At 72.0% G+C, this 17,035-nt stretch carries 18 protein-coding genes; 10 read left to right on the top strand and 8 right to left on the bottom strand.

Going from position 1 to position 17,035, the window contains the following annotated elements; all coding sequences use genetic code 11:
* Positions 1-5 precede the first annotated feature (5 nt).
* From G3576_RS00140 to G3576_RS00150, 3 genes are all read left to right on the top strand, one after another.
* Positions 6-1,520 (top strand): ABC transporter substrate-binding protein, encoded by a 1,515-nt coding sequence (locus tag G3576_RS00140; protein WP_235951319.1) that lies wholly within the window; start codon positions 6-8, stop codon positions 1,518-1,520.
* Between the two features lie 64 nt (positions 1,521-1,584).
* On the top strand, positions 1,585-2,532 hold the full coding sequence (locus G3576_RS00145) for an ABC transporter permease (RefSeq protein WP_164692311.1): 948 nt from the start codon (positions 1,585-1,587) through the stop codon (positions 2,530-2,532).
* Entirely contained in the window at positions 2,529-3,413 is an 885-nt protein-coding gene (locus G3576_RS00150; RefSeq protein ID WP_164692312.1) for an ABC transporter permease, read from the top strand. Before G3576_RS00145 ends, G3576_RS00150 begins: the two co-directional genes overlap by 4 nt.
* Before the next feature lie 16 nt (positions 3,414-3,429).
* On the opposite strand, the gene G3576_RS00155 is transcribed toward G3576_RS00150, so the two are convergent.
* Genes G3576_RS00155 through G3576_RS00170 form a run of 4 tightly spaced genes read right to left on the bottom strand, consistent with a single transcriptional unit; the run spans position 3,430 to position 7,164 of the window.
* Positions 3,430-3,951: an SRPBCC family protein gene (locus tag G3576_RS00155; protein ID WP_164692313.1), complete on the bottom strand. Its 522-nt coding sequence runs from the start codon at positions 3,949-3,951 to the stop codon at positions 3,430-3,432.
* A complete protein-coding gene (locus G3576_RS00160; protein ID WP_164692314.1) occupies positions 3,948-4,313 on the bottom strand; it encodes an ArsR/SmtB family transcription factor in 366 nt (121 codons plus the stop codon). The genes G3576_RS00155 and G3576_RS00160 overlap by 4 nt, the downstream gene beginning before the upstream one ends.
* Positions 4,314-4,361: 48 nt before the next feature.
* Positions 4,362-6,275 (bottom strand): ATP-binding protein, encoded by a 1,914-nt coding sequence (locus G3576_RS00165; protein ID WP_164692315.1) that lies wholly within the window; start codon positions 6,273-6,275, stop codon positions 4,362-4,364.
* Positions 6,276-6,303: 28 nt separating this feature from the next.
* Entirely contained in the window at positions 6,304-7,164 is an 861-nt protein-coding gene (locus tag G3576_RS00170; protein WP_164692316.1) for a phosphate/phosphite/phosphonate ABC transporter substrate-binding protein, read from the bottom strand.
* Positions 7,165-7,323: 159 nt separating this feature from the next.
* Here G3576_RS00170 and G3576_RS00175 point away from each other — a divergent pair, with 159 nt between their 5' ends.
* From G3576_RS00175 to G3576_RS00190, 4 genes are all read left to right on the top strand, one after another.
* Positions 7,324-7,521, top strand: coding sequence for a hypothetical protein (locus tag G3576_RS00175; protein WP_164692317.1), 198 nt, complete (start codon positions 7,324-7,326; stop codon positions 7,519-7,521).
* Positions 7,518-8,288 (top strand): hypothetical protein, encoded by a 771-nt coding sequence (locus G3576_RS00180; RefSeq protein WP_164692318.1) that lies wholly within the window; start codon positions 7,518-7,520, stop codon positions 8,286-8,288. The genes G3576_RS00175 and G3576_RS00180 overlap by 4 nt, the downstream gene beginning before the upstream one ends.
* Entirely contained in the window at positions 8,285-9,364 is a 1,080-nt protein-coding gene (locus tag G3576_RS00185) for a toxic anion resistance protein (protein ID WP_164692319.1), read from the top strand. The genes G3576_RS00180 and G3576_RS00185 overlap by 4 nt, the downstream gene beginning before the upstream one ends.
* 75 nt (positions 9,365-9,439) lie before the next feature.
* Positions 9,440-10,408 carry a tripartite tricarboxylate transporter substrate-binding protein gene (locus G3576_RS00190; RefSeq protein WP_164692320.1) on the top strand — a complete coding sequence of 323 codons (969 nt, stop codon included), beginning with the start codon at positions 9,440-9,442 and terminating at the stop codon, positions 10,406-10,408.
* Here the strand turns inward: G3576_RS00190 and G3576_RS31180 are convergent.
* Complete coding sequence (locus G3576_RS31180) at positions 10,405-11,109, bottom strand: YidB family protein (RefSeq protein ID WP_164692321.1); 705 nt, start codon at positions 11,107-11,109, stop codon at positions 10,405-10,407. The genes G3576_RS00190 and G3576_RS31180 overlap by 4 nt on opposite strands.
* A gap of 127 nt (positions 11,110-11,236) precedes the next feature.
* Between G3576_RS31180 and G3576_RS00200 the strand changes: the two genes are divergently transcribed.
* The 3 genes from G3576_RS00200 (at position 11,237) to G3576_RS00210 (ending at position 14,762) form a co-directional block, all read left to right on the top strand.
* Complete coding sequence (locus G3576_RS00200; protein ID WP_164692322.1) at positions 11,237-12,304, top strand: alcohol dehydrogenase; 1,068 nt, start codon at positions 11,237-11,239, stop codon at positions 12,302-12,304.
* Positions 12,305-12,381: 77 nt separating this feature from the next.
* Positions 12,382-13,770, top strand: a complete 1,389-nt coding sequence (locus G3576_RS00205) for a cytochrome P450 (RefSeq protein WP_235951321.1) — start codon at positions 12,382-12,384, stop codon at positions 13,768-13,770.
* Positions 13,767-14,762, top strand: a complete 996-nt coding sequence (locus G3576_RS00210) for a lysophospholipid acyltransferase family protein (RefSeq protein WP_164692323.1) — start codon at positions 13,767-13,769, stop codon at positions 14,760-14,762. Before G3576_RS00205 ends, G3576_RS00210 begins: the two co-directional genes overlap by 4 nt.
* A gap of 9 nt (positions 14,763-14,771) precedes the next feature.
* Here G3576_RS00210 and G3576_RS00215 read toward each other — a convergent pair whose 3' ends face one another.
* From G3576_RS00215 to G3576_RS00225, 3 genes are all read right to left on the bottom strand, one after another.
* Positions 14,772-15,278 (bottom strand): cupin domain-containing protein, encoded by a 507-nt coding sequence (locus tag G3576_RS00215; RefSeq protein WP_164692324.1) that lies wholly within the window; start codon positions 15,276-15,278, stop codon positions 14,772-14,774.
* 62 nt (positions 15,279-15,340) lie between these two features.
* Positions 15,341-16,297 (bottom strand): CHAP domain-containing protein, encoded by a 957-nt coding sequence (locus G3576_RS31400; protein ID WP_235951323.1) that lies wholly within the window; start codon positions 16,295-16,297, stop codon positions 15,341-15,343.
* 381 nt (positions 16,298-16,678) lie between these two features.
* Positions 16,679-17,029 (bottom strand): RidA family protein, encoded by a 351-nt coding sequence (locus G3576_RS00225; RefSeq protein WP_164692325.1) that lies wholly within the window; start codon positions 17,027-17,029, stop codon positions 16,679-16,681.
* Positions 17,030-17,035: the final 6 nt, after the last annotated feature.

Below are 17,035 nucleotides of genomic sequence, written 5' to 3' on the forward strand. Positions count from 1 at the left end.
CGGCAATGATCCGCAAGACACTCGCCATGGGCCTCGTCGCCCTGGCAGCGCTCTCCACGGCGCCCGCCGCGCAGGCGCAGAACATCCGCATCGGCCTGCGGGAGGATCCGGACATCCTCGACCCGACGCTGGCCCGCACCTTCGTCGGCCGCATCGTCTTCGCCGGCCTCTGCGACAAGCTCTTCGACATCAACGACAAGCTGGAGATCGTCCCCCAGCTCGCCACCGGCTATCGCTGGGAAGACCCGCAATCGCTGCTCATCACCCTCCGCCAGGGCGTGAAGTTCCACGACGGCGACCCGATGACGGCGGAGTCCGTCGTCTATTCGCTGAACCGCCACCTGACCATGCAGGGCAGCTTCCGCCGCGGCGAGATCAACTCCATGACCGCGGTGGAGGTGGTGGACCCGCAGACCGTCCGCATCCGCCTGCGCGAACCCTTCGCCCCCTTCGTGTCGCAGCTGACGGACCGCGCCGGCATGATCGTCTCGCCCCGCGCCGCGGAGGCCGCCGGCCGCAACTTCGGCAACCGCCCCGTCTGCGCCGGCCCGATGCGCTTCGTGGAGCGGGTCGCGCAGGACCGGATCGTGCTGGAGCGTTTCCCCGAGTACTGGGACGCCTCGCGCATCCACCTGAACCGCGTGACCTATTTGCCCATCCCGGACAACACGGTGCGGCTCGCGAACCTGCAATCCGGCTCGCTGGAGATGGTGCAGACGATCGAGCCCGATGACCTCCGCCAGGTGAACCGCAACTCGCGGCTGCGCGTCAGCGTCTCCGACGAGCTCGGCTACCAGGGCATCACCATCAACATCGGCAATGGCGCCCGCGCACAGACGCCGATGGGCCAGAACCCGCGGGTGCGGGAGGCCTTCGAACTCGCCATCGATCGCGCCGCCATCAACCAGGTGGTCTATGAGGGCCAGTACACGCCGACCGCCCAGGCGGTGCCGCCCTCCAACCCCTTCCACGCCCGCTCCATCCAGCCGGAAGCCCGCAACGTCGCCCGCGCCCGCCAGCTGCTGGCCGAGGCCGGCGTGCGCACCCCGGTGCCGGTGGAGATGACCGTCCCGAACAACCCCGATCTCCGCCAGGTCGCGGAGGTGATCCAGGCCATGGTGCGGGAAGCCGGCTTCGAACTCCGCATCAACGCGATGGAATTCGCCTCCTCCCTCCAGGCCGCGACGCGCGGGGACTTCGAGACCTATCTGCTGGCCTGGTCCGGCCGCGCCGATCCGGACGGCAATACCTGGACCTTCATCCACACCCAGGGCCCGCAGAATGACGGCAAGTATTCCAACCCCGAGGTCGATCGCCTGCTGAACGAGGCGCGCGTCGAGACGGATGCGGCCAAGCGCCTCGCCCTCTATGAACGCATGTGGCAGATCAGCCTGCGGCAGGACCGCCACCGCATCTACCTGTGGCACCGCAAGAACATCGTCGGCCATTCCACGCGCCTCACGGGCTTCGTGCCGGTGCCGGACGGGCTGATCCGCCTGCAGGGCCTGCGCTTCAACTGAGCGGCGGGCGGGGGAGGCACGATGCCTCCCCCGCCTCTCCCACGATACCCGGAGCATCGACGCCATGTGGGCCTGGCTGCTGCGCCGCATCGGGCAGATCATCCCGACGCTGATCATCCTCTCCTTCATGATCTTCGGCCTGCAGCAGCTGATGCCGGGCGATCCCGCGCTGATCCTGGCGGGGGAGGAGCGCGGCGACCCGCTGGTGCTGCAGCAGATCCGGGAGGAGCTGAAGCTCGATCGTCCGATCGTCGAGCAGTATCTCTACTGGGTCGGCAATGTCGTGCAGGGGGATTTCGGCTTCTCCTGGCGCATCCGCATGCCGGTGACGGACCTCATCCTCCAGAAGCTGCCGGTGACGATCCAGCTCGCCACCATGTCCTTCCTCATCGCCATCGTCATCGGCGTGCCGCTCGGCATCCTCTCCGCCGTGAAGCGTGACACGCCGACGGATTGGGCGGCGAATGGCGTCGCGCTGTTCGGCATCTCCACGCCGAATTTCTGGCTCGGCATCATGATGATCCTGCTGTTCAGCGTGGAGCTCGGCTGGCTGCCGCCCTCGGGCTACGTGCCGTTGTGGGAGGATCCGGTGCAGTCTCTGGCCACCACCATCATGCCCGCCTTCGTGCTCGGCACCGGCGTGGCGTCCGTGCTGATGCGTCACACCCGCGCCGCGATGCTGACGGCACTCAGCCAGGACTACATCCGCACCGCCCGCGCCAAGGGCGTGTCGGAGAAATCCGTCATCCGCCGCCACGCGCTGCGCAACGCGCTGATCCCCGTCGTGACGCTGGGTACCATCGAATTCGGCCGGCTGCTGGCGGGCGCGGTGCTGACGGAGCAGATCTTCACCATCCCGGGCTTCGGCAAGCTGGTCGTCGATGCCGTCTTCAACCGGGACTATCCGGTGGTGCAGGGCGTGGTGCTGGCCACCGCGCTGATCTTCGTCCTCCTCTCCCTCATCGCCGACATCCTCTACATGGCGATCAACCCGCGGCTGAGGCAGGCATGAGCACGACCACCGTGACCGCGCCCGCGCTGGAGAAGGGGCAGTCCCCGGCCCGCCGCGCGCTGCGCCGCTTCCTGCGCCACAAGCTGGCCGTCGCCGGCCTGGTGGTGGTGCTGGCCTTCATCCTGATCGCGATCCTCGCCCCCTGGATCGCGCCCTACGACCCCATCGCGACCAGCTGGTCGCGCATCCGCAAGCCGCCCTCGGAGCTGCACTGGTTCGGCACGGATGAGAATGGCCGGGACGTGCTCTCGCGCCTGATCTGGGGCGCGCGCGCCTCCCTCATGGCCGGCGTCATCTCCGTCATGGGCGCGGTCGCGATCGGCGTGCCCATCGGCCTGCTGGCGGGGCTGGCCGGCGGCTGGGTGGATGCGACGATCTCCCGCATCGCGGATGCCATGCTCTCCGTCCCCTTCCTGATCCTGGCGATCGCGCTGGCCGCCTTCCTCGGCCCGGCGCTGGAGAATGCGATGATCGCCATCGCCATCACGGCGAGCCCGATCTTCGTCCGCCTGTCGCGCGGCATGGCGCTGGATGCGAAGAGCACGGATTGGGTGGAGGCGGCGCGCAGCCTCGGCAACCCGCCCTGGCGCACCGCCTTCGTCCACGTGCTGCCCAACATCATCCCGCCGCTGCTGGTGCAGTCCACGCTGGCGATCGCGGAGGCGATCATCGCGGAAGCCTCGCTGAGCTTCCTCGGCCTGGGGCAGCAGCCACCGGCGCCGTCCTGGGGCAGCATGCTGAACAGCGCCCAGCGCTTCCTGGACAGCGCCCCCTGGCTGGCCATCGCGCCGGGCGCGGCGATCTTCCTGGTCGTGCTCGCCTTCAACCTGGTCGGCGACGGGCTGCGGGACGCGCTGGATCCCCGCGCCGACAGGCGCTGAGCGTCCCGGAGGACGTTCAGCCCCCTAGCCGTGCCGCGTAGTCCCCCTTCAGCCGCTGCCAGGCCGGCCAGAAGGGGGGCAGGGGCCGGCCCTCCGCCACCGCCACCAGCACGTCGAGATGGGCGTGCCAGCCGGCGCTGACATTCATCAGCATCGCGCGCTCCGCCACGCGGCGATGCGTCACGGTCAGCAGCACGCGGCCGCCGGCCGGCGCCAGGGTGAAGGTCACGCCGCCCGTGCTGCCCCACTCGATGGCCAGCAGCCGCGGCGGGTCCAGCGCCGTGATGCGGCTCGTCATCCGGTGCTCCTCCCCGAAGCCCTCCGGCCGCTCCCCGCCGCCCAGCGCGTCGTTCCGCCACACCAGCTCGAATTCCGCGCCGAGGCGCAGTTCCATCTCCCCCGCCGCCAGCCAGCGGCGGCGCAACTCGCTGTCGGTCAGATAGGCCCAGACCCGCTCGATCGGGCCGGGCAGCAGGCGCTGGATGGTCAGGGTGGAATCCCCGTCCACCACGCCATGGGCATCGATCACGTCGCTCATCCTTCCTCTCCCTTCGGGGTCCGGTTGCGCATCGCCTCCTCCTCCCGGAGCAGGCCTTCCAGCACGTCGAGGCGATCGGTCCAGAAGCGTTCGTAGAAGCCCAGCCACCGATGCGCGGCGGCCAGCCTTCCCGGCGCCAGCCGGCACCAATGGGTGCGGCCCCGGACCTCACGGTGGATCAGCCCGGCCCGCTCCAGCGCCTGGATGTGCTTGGACGCGGCGGCGAGGGACATGGCGGCTGGCGCGGCCAGTTCGCCCACCGTCCGCTCCCCCGCCGCCAGGTCACGCAGCATCCGTCGCCGCGTGGCATCGCCAAGGACGTGGAAGACGCTGTCGAGCGGGTGGGATTCTGATTCAACCATGTCGTTGAATATCAGCGCAGGACCGGAAACAGTCAACCAAATTATTGACTATCGGGCGGGCGTCACCACAGCGGCCTGGATGGCGGGGTGCAGGTCCCGCAGCCGCATCGGCTTGGCCAGCACGCCGGCGAGGCCCGCTGCCTCGGCCCGGGCGCGCAGCCCGGCCTCCGGCTGTTCCGTCGTGCCGATGATCGGCACCGCGCCCCGCGTCGCCGCCAATGCGCGCAGTCGCTCCGCATCCTGCCAGGCCTCTGCCGCATCGAGGTCGAGCATCACCAGGTCGAAGGGCTGGCCGCGCAGCGCCTCGGCGGCAGCCTCCACGTCACCGACCGTGGTGGCGGCATGGTCGAGCTGCCGGAGCAGGGCGCCGGCGGCGGTCCGGTGGCTGGGCAGGGGCTCCACCACCAGCACGCGGCGGCCCTGCGGCGGGTCCATCCGCGCCAGGGCCGGCAGGCCGAGCGGCAGCTCGAACCAGAAGATGCTGCCGCGCCCCGGCCGGCTGTCGAAGCCGATGCGCCCGCCCATCAGCTCCACCAGCTGGCGGCAGATCGCGAGGCCGAGGCCCGACCCGCCATAGCGCCGGGTCGTGGACATCTCCGCCTGCGCGAAGCGCTCGAACAGCCGCGGCCAGGCTTCCTCGGGAATGCCGATGCCGGTATCGGCCACCTCCACGCGCAGCCTTCCGCCCGGTGGCAGGGCCTGCCATTGCGCACGGATGCGGACCTCCCCGCTCTCGGTGAACTTCACGGCGTTGCCGGCCAGGTTCACCAGCACCTGCGCCACCCGCATGCGGTCGGCCATGACCTGCCGCGGCAGGTCCGGCGCCATCTCCAGCGTCCAGCCGAGCCCCTTGCGCGACGCCGCGGCCGCCAGCGCGGAGAGTGGCTGCGTCAGCATCCCCACGGTTTCCGCGGGCGCCGCCTCGATCGTCACGCGCCCGGACTCCAGGCGGGAGATGTCGAGGATGTCGTTGATGATGCCGAGCAGCAGGTTCCCGCTTTCCAGGATCACCTGCACCGCCTCCCGGTCCGCCTCGTTCAGCTCGGAGGTCGAGAGGATCTGCGCCATGCCGAGGATGCCGTTCAGCGGCGTGCGCACCTCGTGGCTCATATTGGCCAGGAATTCGCTCTTCGCCCTTGTCGCGACCTCCGCCTGGTCCTTGGCGTTGCGCAGCAGAACCTCCCGCAGCCGCGCCTCCTCCAGCAGCGCGCGCTGCCGGGCCTCGCTGGCCGACAGCGCCTCCAGCCGCTCCCGCAACGCCGCCGCCATGGCGATGAAGGTGCTGCCGAGCCGCGCGATCTCGTCGCCCCCTCCCGTCCCGCCCTGCGCGCGAAGCGCCCGGGGATCGAGCGGCGTGTCGTAGTCGCCGCCCTGGATCGCCGCCGCCGCCGCTTCCAGCCGCCGCAGCGGCCGGAACAGCCAGCGCGACCCCAGCTCCACGATCGGCACCAGCAGCGCGACGCAGAGGATGGCGGCGACGATGCCGCCGGTGACCAGCGCGGCATGCGCCGCCTCGATCGGCTCCAGGGAGATGCCGAAATGCAGCGTGCCGAGCGGCTGCCCGGCCATGGTGATCGCGGCCTCGTAGACCATGCGGCTCGCGCTGCCTGGCAGGTCGAGCGGCACCGTCTGGTGGCGGGGCAGGCCATCCCGCGCCACGTCCCAGCCCGCCGCCGCCACCGGCTGGCTCGTGGCATCCAGCAGGACCAGGTGGGCGAAGCTGCCGGCGTTGACGGATTCCGTGATGATCGCCTGGATCGTGGCGAAGTCCCGCTCCGCCAGCGGCGCCGCCAGCGCGGCTTCCAGGATCGGCCGCGCCGCCGCGGCCCGGCTTTCGAACTGCGCTTCCAGCACCCGCAGCACCAGCCGGTCCTGGATCACGGTCAGCGCCGTGGCCAGTGCCACCAGCGCCAGCGCGGCCAGCGAGAAGAGTTTCAGCCGGAAGGGCAGGCGGCGCAGCATGCCGGTCGCGTGCCCCTGCTGCCCGGGGTCAGGCGCTGCGCAGCAGGCTGCGCGTTTCGTCCACCACGTCGTCCAGCTCCGCCAGGTCGGCCTCCGTCACCGGGCGGATCCCCCGGAAGCCGGTCAGCTCGAAGAACTGGCGCCCGGCCTCGCTGGCGGGGAAGCGGGTGACGCAGGTGGTGATGCGCCGCGCCTCCGCCTCCGGCATGCCGGCCCGCAGCATCACCAGGAAGCCCGGCACGGTGATGAATTGCTGCCAGACCACCAGCGTTTCGCGCACGGCGGGGCCGATGGCGTTGAACTCGCCCCGGCTCATCACCGCCAGCGGCGTGGCCGGGCCGGTCAGCAGCTGCGCCAGGCTGTCCTCGTTCCGCGCATGCACGGCGGTGGCATCGCGGCCGATGGTCACGCCCGCCGCCCGCGCCCAATGGATGAACTTCAGCGCCACCAGCGATTGCGGATTGGTCATGGCCACCTGCCGACCGCGGATGGCGCCGATATCGGTGATCGGCCGGTCCCGGTGCGTCACCAGCAGGCCGGGGATGCGGGGCTCATAGATCGCGAAGGGAACCAGCCCCGCATCGCGCTGCGCCACGCGGCCGAGATTGGCCGCCGTCACCACCAGCCCATAGGCACCCGCAACCGTTCGTTCGTGGAAGGGCGCCAGCCCCGGCGCCGTGACGACCTCCACCGGCCGGGCGAGGTCCTGTTCCAGGAAGGCGCGGAAGGGCTGGTACTGCGCCAGTAGCACGCGGGCGCTGACATTGGGCATGACGCCGAACTGCAGCGGCGCCAGCTGGGCCCGGGCGCGGGAAGGCAGCAGGGATGGCATGCAGAGCAGGGAAGCAGCCCCGATGGCGCGTCGTGTCAGGCGATGACCCACCATCATGCTTCTCCGTTCATTCCCGGGGCCGGCGACGCCTTCATTCTGACACGCAATCGGACCGGGCGCAGCCATTCTCGCTGGGTGGACATTGCCAGAATCGGAACCGCGTCCCGGCAACGCCTCCGCGCCCCCCCCCCCGCAACTTGCCGCAAGCAGGCCTTGATGCGGCCCGGCCGAGGGGCGATCTCTCCGCCCGCCATGCGCCATCACCGTCGATCCGACCAGGACACCCGAACCGGCAGGCTCGCGCGGCCGCGCATCCTGCTGCCCTCCATCCCCTGGCCGGTCCGCCGCGTTGCGGGGATGTGGATGCTCGGCCTCACGCTCTGGATGGCCAGCATCCTGGCGCTCTTCCGATGAGCACCACGGGCCCCGGCTGGCGCCACCCCGACGCCTGGCGCGATGCGCGGACCAAGCTGGAAGAGCAGGCCGGGCGCTTCCGCGCCGGCACGCGCGGCCTGCTGCTGCCGCTCTTCACCTGGCCGCTGCTGCCGGATGCGGTGATCGAGATCGCGCGCGGCAACACGCGTGGCGTGGTGGCGGCCGGGCTCGGCATCGGCCTGCCGCTGCTGGCGCTGCGCATCCTGCGGCGGGGCAGGGCGGGCGACACGCGCCGCGCCGCCGTCATGGTCGCGGTCGCGACAGGCCTGGTCGCCGGCCTCGGCGCGCAGATGGCCGCGCCGCTGGCGGTCCTGCTCGCCGCCGGCGCCTGGGCCGGCACCCGCCTGCTCTATGACGGCGCGGTGCCGGAAGTGGAGGCGCCGGAGCCGCCGCCCGCCCCGGGCCCGCTGGACGAAGCCCGCGCGCGCCTGGCCCGCATCGCCGCCGCGCCGGCGCTGGCCGGCGTCACCGGCGCCATGGGCTCGGTGCTCGACGACCTCGATGCCCGCCCCGATCGCCTGCCCCAGGCGCGGCGCTTCCTCGCCGTCCATCTCGATGGGCTGGAACGCATCGCCGACCGCCTGGCCGCGGGCGCGGAGCCGCCGCCCGGCATGCCGCAACTGCTGACGGACCTCCAATCCGCCGCCGAGGAACTCCGCGCCCGCCTGCGCGCCGAGGAGAGTGCCGCCCTCGACATCCAGGTGAAGGTGCTGTCCGAGAGGCTGCGCCAGGAAGGATACGCATGAGCACGACCCAGCCGACCACGACGCCCCCCGGCACCCCCGTCGCGGAGATCGACGAACTCGCCCGCCAGATCGACCTCTCCGATCCCGGCTCGATCCTGCGCTTCGGCCAGCAGACCCAGACCCGCGCCCAGGCGGCGGCCGATGCCATGCTGGAAGGCGCGCGGAACCAGGAGACGGGGGAGGCGGGGCGCACCCTCTCCTCCCTGCTCTCCACGCTGCGCGGCTTCGACGTCACCAAGCTCGATGAACGCCCCGGCTTCTTCGCCCGCGTCTTCACCAAGGCGGGCGCCGAGGTCACGGGCATCATCCAGAAATACGAGACGGTGAAGGGCCAGATCGAGGGCATCGGCGACAAGCTCGACACCCATCGCACGCGGCTTCTGGAGGATGTGGAGCGGCTGGAGCGGCTCTACCAGGCGACGCTGGAGTGGTTCCACGCGCTGGGCGACCACGTCCAGGCGGGCGAGGCCGTGCTGGCGCGTACGGACAAGGAAGCGATCCCCGCCATGGAGGCCGCCGTCGCCGCCAATCCCGGCGACGATTTGGCGCCGCAGCGCCTCCGCGACCTCCGCGGCGCGCGGGATGAGCTGGATCGCCGCGTGCACGACCTCCGCCTGACCCGCCAGGTGGCGATGCAGGCGCTGCCCTCGATCCGCCTTATCCAGGAGAACGACAAGGCGCTGGCCAGCAAGATCCACTCGGTGCTGGCCAATACCGTCCCGCTCTGGCGCCAGCAGCTGGCCCAGGCCCTGGCCATCCACCGGATGCGCGAGGCCGGGTCGGCGGTGAAGCAGGCGACCGACCTGACCAACCAGCTGCTGACCGCGAATGCCGAAACGCTGCGCCGCGGCAACCTGGAAGCCCGCACGGAGCTGGAACGCGGCATCTTCGACCTGGCCGCCGTTCAGAAGGCGAATGCCGCCCTGGTCTCGACCATCGAGGATTCCCTGAGGATAGCCGACGAGGCGCGCGGCCAGCGCGCCCGCGCGGCGGAGGAACTGGCGAAGCTGGAGGGCGACATCCGCCGCGTGCTCGTCCAGGCCAAGGCGGGGGCACCGGTCACGCGGCCGGTCTAGGCCGCGCGATCCCGGTTGCGCCGGGCACCCTTCCCGGGCCCAATGGCGGGCAAGAATACCCAGGGAGGAACGATCATGCCCGCCATCTCGCGGCGTGGGCTGCTTGCCGCGGCCGGCGCCACGCTCGCTGCCCCGTCGCTCGCGCAGTCCTGGCCCTCCGGCCCCATCCGGATCGTGGTGCCCTTTCCGCCGGGGGGCTCCACCGATGCACTGTCACGGCTGTTGCAACCGCATCTCCAGGCGGCGCTCGGCCAGCCCATCGTGGTGGAGAACCGCGCCGGCGCCTCCGGCGCGCTCGGCACGGCGCTGGTTGCGCGCAGCCAGCCCGATGGCAACAACTGGGTGCTGGTCTTCGACACCCATGCGGTGAACCCGTCCCTGATCCCGACGATCGGCTTCGACACGGAAAAGGACCTGACGCCGCTGCTGCTGTTCGGCACGGCGCCCATGGTGCTGACCGCGCATCGCACCCGCCCCTGGCGCAGCTTCGCCGAGATGGCGGCCGCCGCGAAGGCGCGGCCCGACACCATCACCTACGGCACCATCGGCAACGGGTCGCTCGCCCACCTGACCATGGCGCTGGTCGGCCGGGCCGCCGGGCTGCAGCTCGTGCATGTGCCCTATCGCGGCGGCGGGCCGCTGGCCGTGGCGGCCGTGGCCGGGGAGGTGGACCTGCCCATCGCGACCCGCCCCGCCATCGGCCCGCATATCGACACCGGCGCCCTGCTGCCGCTCGCCCAGACCGGCGCCACCCGCTCCCCCTCCATGCCGGATATCCCGACGCTGGCGGACTCCGGCGTGGCGGGCATCGATGCCCGCGCCTTCTGGGGCTTCCTCGGCCCCGCGGGCCTGCCGGCGGCGATCCGCCAGCGGATGGAGGGCGCCATCCGCGGCGCGCTCGCCATCCCCGAGGTCCGCGCCCGCGTCATCGCCCTCGGCATCGACCTCGACCCGCAGGGAGAGGCCGTCTTCGGCCCCTTCCTCTCCACCCAGATCGCCACCTGGGGCCGGGTGGTGCGGGAGAACGGGATCCGGCCGGATTAGGACTTCCGGTCGAAGCCGAAGGGCCGCAGCAGCTCATCCGGCTCCGCCTGCGGCAGGTCCTCGTCCCGCTCCGGCAGGCGCCCCTGCGGCGTCAGCCGGTCCACCATGCCCGGCAGGCCGCGGCTGAGCTGGGACAGGATCTCGTCCTGCCCCTCGCCGGTCGCGGCGGAGAGCTGGTCCAGCGCCTCCGGCGGGATGGCGCGGCGCAGCTCCTCCGGCGAGACATCGCCGTTCGGCCCATCCTGCACCCAGCTATCCACGCGGTCGCCGAGCCCGGCGCCGCGCAGCTGGTCCGTCAGGCTGGTCAGCCCGCGCGCCCCGCCCTGGCCGCGCATGAGGTAGGCGAGCAGCGCCATCAGGGCCATGCCCTTGATGCCGCCGAGCCCGCTGGCCAGGCCACCGAGCCCGCCGCCGGAGGGCATCGGGGAGGCCGCGCCCCCGCGCCCGCCCCCCAGCAGCCCGCCCAGGATGCTGCCCAGGCCGCCGCCCAGGCCGCCGCCCAGCCCGCCGCCCATGCCGCCGGCATGCCCGCCCGCATAGCCGCCGCCGGACCGCCCGGCCTCCTCATCCGGCAGCCGGGGCCGGCCGAGCGGCGAATCGCCCCATGCGCCGCCCCTGTTGTCCTGGCGGGGCTGCTGCCCGCCCATCACGCCGCCATCGCCCAGCACGCCCGCGAGGATGCGGGACAGGATATCGCTCATGGTCGTCATCTCCCTGATCCCAGGGGCAACGCCCCCCATCCCACGGGGTTCGCCCATCCCGGCCGCGGCTTGACCCCGCCGCGCCCCGGTGCTGCCGTGCCCATGAAGCGTGAGGAGGGAATGCGCCATGCGGGCATGGGCCGTGGTCGAGACGGGCAAGCCGTTGCAGGAGGTCGAGTGGCCGACGCCGGTGCCGACCGGCAAGCAGGTGCTGCTGGAAGTGACGCATGCCGGCGTCTGCCATTCCGACCTGCATATCTGGGAAGGCGAATACGACCTCGGCAGCCGGGGCAAGATGAAGCTCTCCGACCGCGGGGTGAAGCTGCCGCTGGCCATGGGGCATGAGACGGTGGGCCGCGTGCTGTCCTGGGGCCCGGAAGCCGAAGGGCAGGGGCTGGAAGTCGGCCAGACCCGCATCGTCTTCCCCTGGGTGGGCTGCGGCACCTGCGCCCGCTGCCGGGCGGAGGAAGACAACATGTGCGCCAATGGCCGCTCGCTCGGCGTCTTCCAGAATGGCGGCTACGCCACCCACATCATCGTGCCGGAACCGCGCCACCTCGTGGATCCCGGCAACCTCGACCTGGCGCTCGCCGCCACCTACGCCTGCTCCGGCATCACCGTCTATTCCGCCATCAACAAGCTGATGCCGATGGACCCCGATGATCCCATCGTGCTGGTGGGCGCTGGCGGGCTCGGCCTGCAGGCCATCGCGGTGCTGAAGGCGCTCGGCCATCGCCGCATCGTCTCCGTCGATGTCAGCGCGGAGAAGCTGGAGGCCGCGAAGGCCGCCGGCGCCACCGACACCGTGGATGCGCGGGGCGAAGGCGTGACGGCGAAGCTGATGGAGGTCTGCGGCGGCCCCGTCATGGCCGTGGTGGACCTGGTGAATGGCAGCGCCACCGCCCGCTTCGCCTTCGATGCGCTGGGGAAGGGCGGCAAGCTGGTGCAGGTCGGCCTCTTCGGCGGGGAGCTGTCGCTGCCCCTGCCGCTGATGGCGATGAAGGCCATCACCATCCAGGGTTCCTATGTCGGCAGCCCGAAGGAACTGCGCGCGCTGGTGAAGATCGCGCAGGGCGGCGCGCTGCCCGCCATCCCCGTGACGCGGGAGCCGCTGCGCAACGCCGACAGCGCGCTGATGCGGCTCCGCGCCGGCCATGTCACCGGCCGCATCGTCCTGACCGCCGACGCCGCCTGAAGAAGACCGGGGCGGGGCCGGGAAACCGACCCCGCCCCGCCATGGCCGCCGCGCGGTCACCGGCGTAGATTGATGCGATGCAGGACATCGCGCAGGCATCTCCCGCCGCCCGCTACACGCCGCCCTATCCGCCGCGGCCGGACAAGGCGCCGCGCAACTTCCGCATGCTGAAGCTCGCGCGCCACAACTGGCTCGCCATCTGGCCCGCCGGCGCCTTCAGGCGCGACGCGGTCTTCACCCGCGTCCTGTTCCGCGACCTCGTCATCTGCAACACGCCGGAGACCGTCCACCAGGCCTTCGTCGAGCAGCATGAGGCCTTCCAGCGCAAATCCGCCCAGCACCGCCACGCGCTGATTCCGCTGCTGGGCGACGGGCTCTTCGTCTCCGACGGCGCGCTGTGGCGGGAAAGGCGGCGCGTGGTGGCGCCCGTCACCCATGCCTCCCGCCTGCCCGACCTGGCCCCCACCATCACGGAAGCCGCCGCCGATCGCGCCGCCGCCTGGGCCGCCCTGCCGCCCGGCACAACGATCGACGTGCTGGCGGAGATGGGGCGCCTGACCGCGGAGATCATCTGCCGCACCATCTTCGGCCGTGCGCTCGGCGCCGATGCCGCCGCCGCCGTCGTCGCCGCCTTCGCGGAATACCAGCGGGAGATCGGCCAGACCGACATCGCCTCCCTGCTCGGCCTGCCCGACTGGTGGCCCCGCCTGCCCAACCGCCGCGCCCGCGCCGCCGCCCGCCGCATCCACGCCGTGGTGGATGGCCTGATCGCCGCCATCCTGGATGGCGGGGAGGGGGAGGCCTCCCTCATCCGCTCCATGGCGGAGGCCAAGGTCCCCGGCACCGACCGCCCGATGGACCGCCGCGCCTTCCGGAACGAGGCCATCGTGCTGTTCATGGCGGGGCATGAGACGACGGCCAATGTCCTGGCCTGGGCCCTCTTCATCCTGACGCAGGACCCGGCCAGCGCCGACCGTCTTCGGGCGGAGCTTGCCACCGCGCTCGGCGGCCGGCCCGCGACCCATGCGGACCTGCCCGCGCTGCCCTTCACCCGCGCGGTGCTGGAGGAGACGATGCGCCTCTACCCGCCCGTGCCCATGCTCTCCCGCCAGGCGATCGCGCCCGGGGAGATCGCGGGCCGGCCGGTGCGGCGCGGCGCCATGGTGCTGGTCGCGCCCTGGCTGCTCCACCGCAACCCCACGATCTGGGAGGAGCCGGACGCCTTCGTGCCGGACCGCTTCATGCCCGGCGCGCCCCGCCCGCCGCGCCACGCCTATATCCCCTTCAGCACCGGCCCCCGCGTCTGCACCGGCCAGCAGCTCGGCCTGATGGAGGCGACGCTCTGCCTGGCGACGCTCTGGCAGGCCGTGCGGCTGGAACTGGTGGAGGGGACGGAGGTCATGCCCGTGGCGCGCCTGACGCTCCGCCCGGGGGAGGCGCTGCCCATGCGGGTCCGCCCGGCATGAAGCCGCCGCCCGATCCCCGCACGGATAGTCGCGCGCTGGATGTGCTCTACCCGCCCCCGCCGCTGCGCTGGGCCGAACGCCGGGCGCTGTGGCGCTACTGGGTGACCGATGTGGTGGCGGGCGCCGCCGACATGGCGCTGCATCACGGGCTGCGGCTGCTGCCGTCGGAGCGCGTCTCCGCCATCGGCCTGCGCATCGGCGCCTTCCAGTACCGCAAGCGCGACCACGCCCGGGCCCGCGCCCTGCTGCGGCACCTGCGGCCGGAGGCGACCGAGGCCGAGATCGAGGCGCTGGTGGAGGCGCATTGGCGCCATGTCGGCCGCTGCTTCGCCGAATTCTCCGCCCAGTACCGCTTCCTGCCGGAAGGCCGGATCGAGATCGAGGGGCGCGAGCATGTGGACGCGCTGCGCGCCGCCGGCCGCCCCGTCATCATCGCCGGCCTGCATGTCGGGAACTGGGAGATGGTGCCGGCCGGCCTGGCGAGGATCGGCCTGCCCTTCCACGTCATCTTCCAGCGCCTGCCCAACCGCTTCCGCATGCGCATCGCCTTCAACATGCGCAACCACGGGCGCCAATTTGCCAACGCGCCGGTCTCCAACCCCATCCTGCCGACGCTCGATGCCGCCTTCCAGGCGCATCGCCTGCTGGCCGATGGCTCCTCCGCGCTGCTCTACTACGTCGATGAGTTCTGGGAGGGCCGGGTCCATGCCCCCGCCTTCGGCCGGCCGCCGAAGCTGGACGGCAACATCATGCGGGCCGTGCGGCTCGCCGCCCATACCGGCGCGGCCATCATCCCCTGCTACGGGCTCCGCATCGCGGATGGCCCCCGCTTCCGCGTCACCTTCCTGCCGCCGGTGGAGGTCGGCCCCGCCGGCCGCGGCCGCGCGGGCATGCTGGAGGACATGGCGCTACTGGATGCCGCCATCGACCCGGTGGTGCGCGCCCATCCGGAGCAGTGGTTCATGCTCCACGCGTTTCGCTTCGACCGCTGAGCGGCGCCCTCAGCCCGCCGGATAGGCGGCGCCCGTCACGGGATCGCAGGGCGGGTCGGGCGTCGCCGGGATGGCGTGGGCGGCCTTGGCGGCCTCGCCAGGCCGTCCGGTGAACTGCTCCGGCGGATCGCCCGGCGGATAGGCGCCCACCACCAGAAGCCGTCCGGAGGCGCCGAGGTTGCGGTGCCCCGTGCCCGCCGGCAGCACCACCACGTCGCCGGCCTGCAGGTCCAGCGTCACGCCGGGATCGCCGCCGAGGCGCACGCGCACCCCGCCCTCCACGATGGCCAGCGCCTCATGCGCATTGGGGTGGTAGTGGTGGAAGTCGTAGATGCCGTTCCGCCAAGCCGGCGGCCAGCCATGGCGCGCGAACAGCGCCTCCGCCGCCGCCGGGTCGCCGGAAGGCACGGCGCCGCGATGCAGCAGCACGGGCAGGCGCGGGTTGTTCGGGATATCGCCCCCGCTGCCCGGCGGCAGCAGCAGCCGTTCCGCCCCGTCGCGTCCGCGTTCATGCATCGCCCGATCCTCCCGGCCCTGGCTGATTCAAGCATGCCAGGGGCGCGAAGGTTGCGCGAAGCCTATTCGGCGAAAAGCTCCGCCGTGCGGCGCAGATGCTGCGCGACATGCGGGGAGGGTGCGCCCTCCGCCACTTCCTCGAAGCCCCGGATGCGGGCTTCCATCATGCGCTCCCCGCCGCGCGCCGGGCGGTTGTAGATGAAGCCATGCGTCGAATAGGTGCGGCCGAAGGCATCGTCGTTATGCCCCACCTGCACCCGCACCGCCGTCCAGTCATTGCGGTCGGAGACATCGATCACGACGACGCCGCGCATCACCGCGCCGCGCCGGATCCCCGGGCCCGCCCAATTGGCGTGGTCGATATGGATCGTGCGGGCATTCACCACGCGGCTCACCACCGCGACATGGCCGCGGGACATCCCGCCGGAGGCCGTGAAGGCCAGGACGGAGCCGCGCTCCGGCATGTTGCCGCGGGCATAGGCGCCGGCGGCGTTGTGCCACCACATGCGGGCATCGCCGCTGATGTTCATGCCCGTCGCCATGCGCGCGAAGGGCACGCAGGACAGGCCGCTGCTGATCGAGACCGGCAGGATCGGCGTGCCGCCCTGGCTGAGGGCAGGCTGGCTGATCGCCGGGTTCGCCAGCGCCGGGCGCATCACGCCAACGGAGGCCAATTGCATCGGCGGCGCCGCGACCGCGGCCGGCGCCGTGTTCAGCACGCGCACGCGGGGCGGTGGGGCCGGCGGCGGCGGGGGCGGCAGGGCGGCGACCTGCGTGCCGCGCTGCGGGGCCGCGGCGGTGCGGCTGGCGGGCTGCGCGGGCTTGGCGGCGGCAACACGGCTGGCGGCCTGGGCCTGAACGGGGGCGGGGGCGCGAGGCGGGGTCACGGCCACCTGGCCGGGGCGCGCCTGCTTCTGGGCCGTGCGCGGGTTGCGCTCCGTCGCCTGCGCCGTGTCGATGGAGAAGGCTGCCGTCCCGAACAGGACGCAGAATACAGCCAGCGTGCCCGTCGCCCGCATGAGTGATCCCCCGATTGCCTGCCCTACGGGCACCGGTTGGTGCTCCGTGATCACGGCGGTAACCGGGGCTTGGGGGCGGGGACAACCCGCTCCGTTGTTACCTCGCGAAATCTGGCGTGATTCGCTGATCGAGGGTCCGTGATCGTGGGCCGAAACAGATAATCGTCCTAGGACGAAACCTGACGAAACACGACGACACAGTGTTGCGGCATTTTTGCCACGGTTCCGAGGCCTTCCGCGTCGCTGTCCTGACTCGGCAACATGACTGTCATGCCATGTTGGAATATGCCCCCGCGCCGGGGGTATTTCGCAGCCCCCCGGAACGACAAGGGCGGCCGCAGGTTGCCCCGCCGCCGCCCCCATGGGTCCCGGCAAGCTGCCTCAGCGGCAGGCCGTGACCATGATCTCCACCAGGTGGCGCGGATCGGCCATGTTCGCCTCGACGCAGGCGCGCACCGGGCGGCCGGCATCGCCCAGCCACTCGATCCACACCTTGTTCATGGCGTCGCGGTCGCGGATGTCCTTCAGCCAGATCTGCGCCTGCAGCAGGCGGGTATTGTCCGTGCCGTTCGCCTCCAGCGCCGCGTCGATCTTGGCCAGCACCTGGCGGGTCTGGCCCGTCACGTCCTGGGACAGGTCGTCGGCCGTCATGCCGGCGAGGTAGACGAAATTGTGGTACTCCACCGAGGAGGACAGGATGGGGTTGCTGCCCTGGCGGGTGATCTTCGACATCGCGCT

Origin of the sequence: Falsiroseomonas algicola, from assembly GCF_011040385.1 — a bacterium.
Taxonomy (GTDB): Bacteria; Pseudomonadota; Alphaproteobacteria; order Acetobacterales; family Acetobacteraceae; genus Falsiroseomonas; species Falsiroseomonas algicola.

Excerpts from the sequence above, each read along its gene's own strand:
- G3576_RS00145 (WP_164692311.1), top strand. The coding sequence starts at position 1,585 with ATGTGGGCCTGGCTGCTGCGCCGCATCGGGCAGATCATCCCGACGCTG.
- G3576_RS00225 (WP_164692325.1), bottom strand. The coding sequence starts at position 17,029 with ATGTCGAAGATCACCCGCCAGGGCAGCAACCCCATCCTGTCCTCCTCG.
- G3576_RS00140 (WP_235951319.1), top strand. The coding sequence starts at position 6 with ATGATCCGCAAGACACTCGCCATGGGCCTCGTCGCCCTGGCAGCGCTC.
- G3576_RS31180 (WP_164692321.1), bottom strand. The coding sequence starts at position 11,109 with ATGAGCGATATCCTGTCCCGCATCCTCGCGGGCGTGCTGGGCGATGGC.
- G3576_RS00205 (WP_235951321.1), top strand. The coding sequence starts at position 12,382 with ATGCAGGACATCGCGCAGGCATCTCCCGCCGCCCGCTACACGCCGCCC.
- G3576_RS00190 (WP_164692320.1), top strand. The coding sequence starts at position 9,440 with ATGCCCGCCATCTCGCGGCGTGGGCTGCTTGCCGCGGCCGGCGCCACG.
- G3576_RS00180 (WP_164692318.1), top strand. The coding sequence starts at position 7,518 with ATGAGCACCACGGGCCCCGGCTGGCGCCACCCCGACGCCTGGCGCGAT.
- G3576_RS00170 (WP_164692316.1), bottom strand. The coding sequence starts at position 7,164 with ATGATGGTGGGTCATCGCCTGACACGACGCGCCATCGGGGCTGCTTCC.
- G3576_RS00200 (WP_164692322.1), top strand. The coding sequence starts at position 11,237 with ATGCGGGCATGGGCCGTGGTCGAGACGGGCAAGCCGTTGCAGGAGGTC.
- G3576_RS31400 (WP_235951323.1), bottom strand. The coding sequence starts at position 16,297 with ATGCGGGCGACGGGCACGCTGGCTGTATTCTGCGTCCTGTTCGGGACG.
- G3576_RS00175 (WP_164692317.1), top strand. The coding sequence starts at position 7,324 with ATGCGGCCCGGCCGAGGGGCGATCTCTCCGCCCGCCATGCGCCATCAC.
- G3576_RS00165 (WP_164692315.1), bottom strand. The coding sequence starts at position 6,275 with ATGCTGCGCCGCCTGCCCTTCCGGCTGAAACTCTTCTCGCTGGCCGCG.
- G3576_RS00215 (WP_164692324.1), bottom strand. The coding sequence starts at position 15,278 with ATGCATGAACGCGGACGCGACGGGGCGGAACGGCTGCTGCTGCCGCCG.
- G3576_RS00210 (WP_164692323.1), top strand. The coding sequence starts at position 13,767 with ATGAAGCCGCCGCCCGATCCCCGCACGGATAGTCGCGCGCTGGATGTG.
- G3576_RS00160 (WP_164692314.1), bottom strand. The coding sequence starts at position 4,313 with ATGGTTGAATCAGAATCCCACCCGCTCGACAGCGTCTTCCACGTCCTT.
- G3576_RS00155 (WP_164692313.1), bottom strand. The coding sequence starts at position 3,951 with ATGAGCGACGTGATCGATGCCCATGGCGTGGTGGACGGGGATTCCACC.
- G3576_RS00185 (WP_164692319.1), top strand. The coding sequence starts at position 8,285 with ATGAGCACGACCCAGCCGACCACGACGCCCCCCGGCACCCCCGTCGCG.
- G3576_RS00150 (WP_164692312.1), top strand. The coding sequence starts at position 2,529 with ATGAGCACGACCACCGTGACCGCGCCCGCGCTGGAGAAGGGGCAGTCC.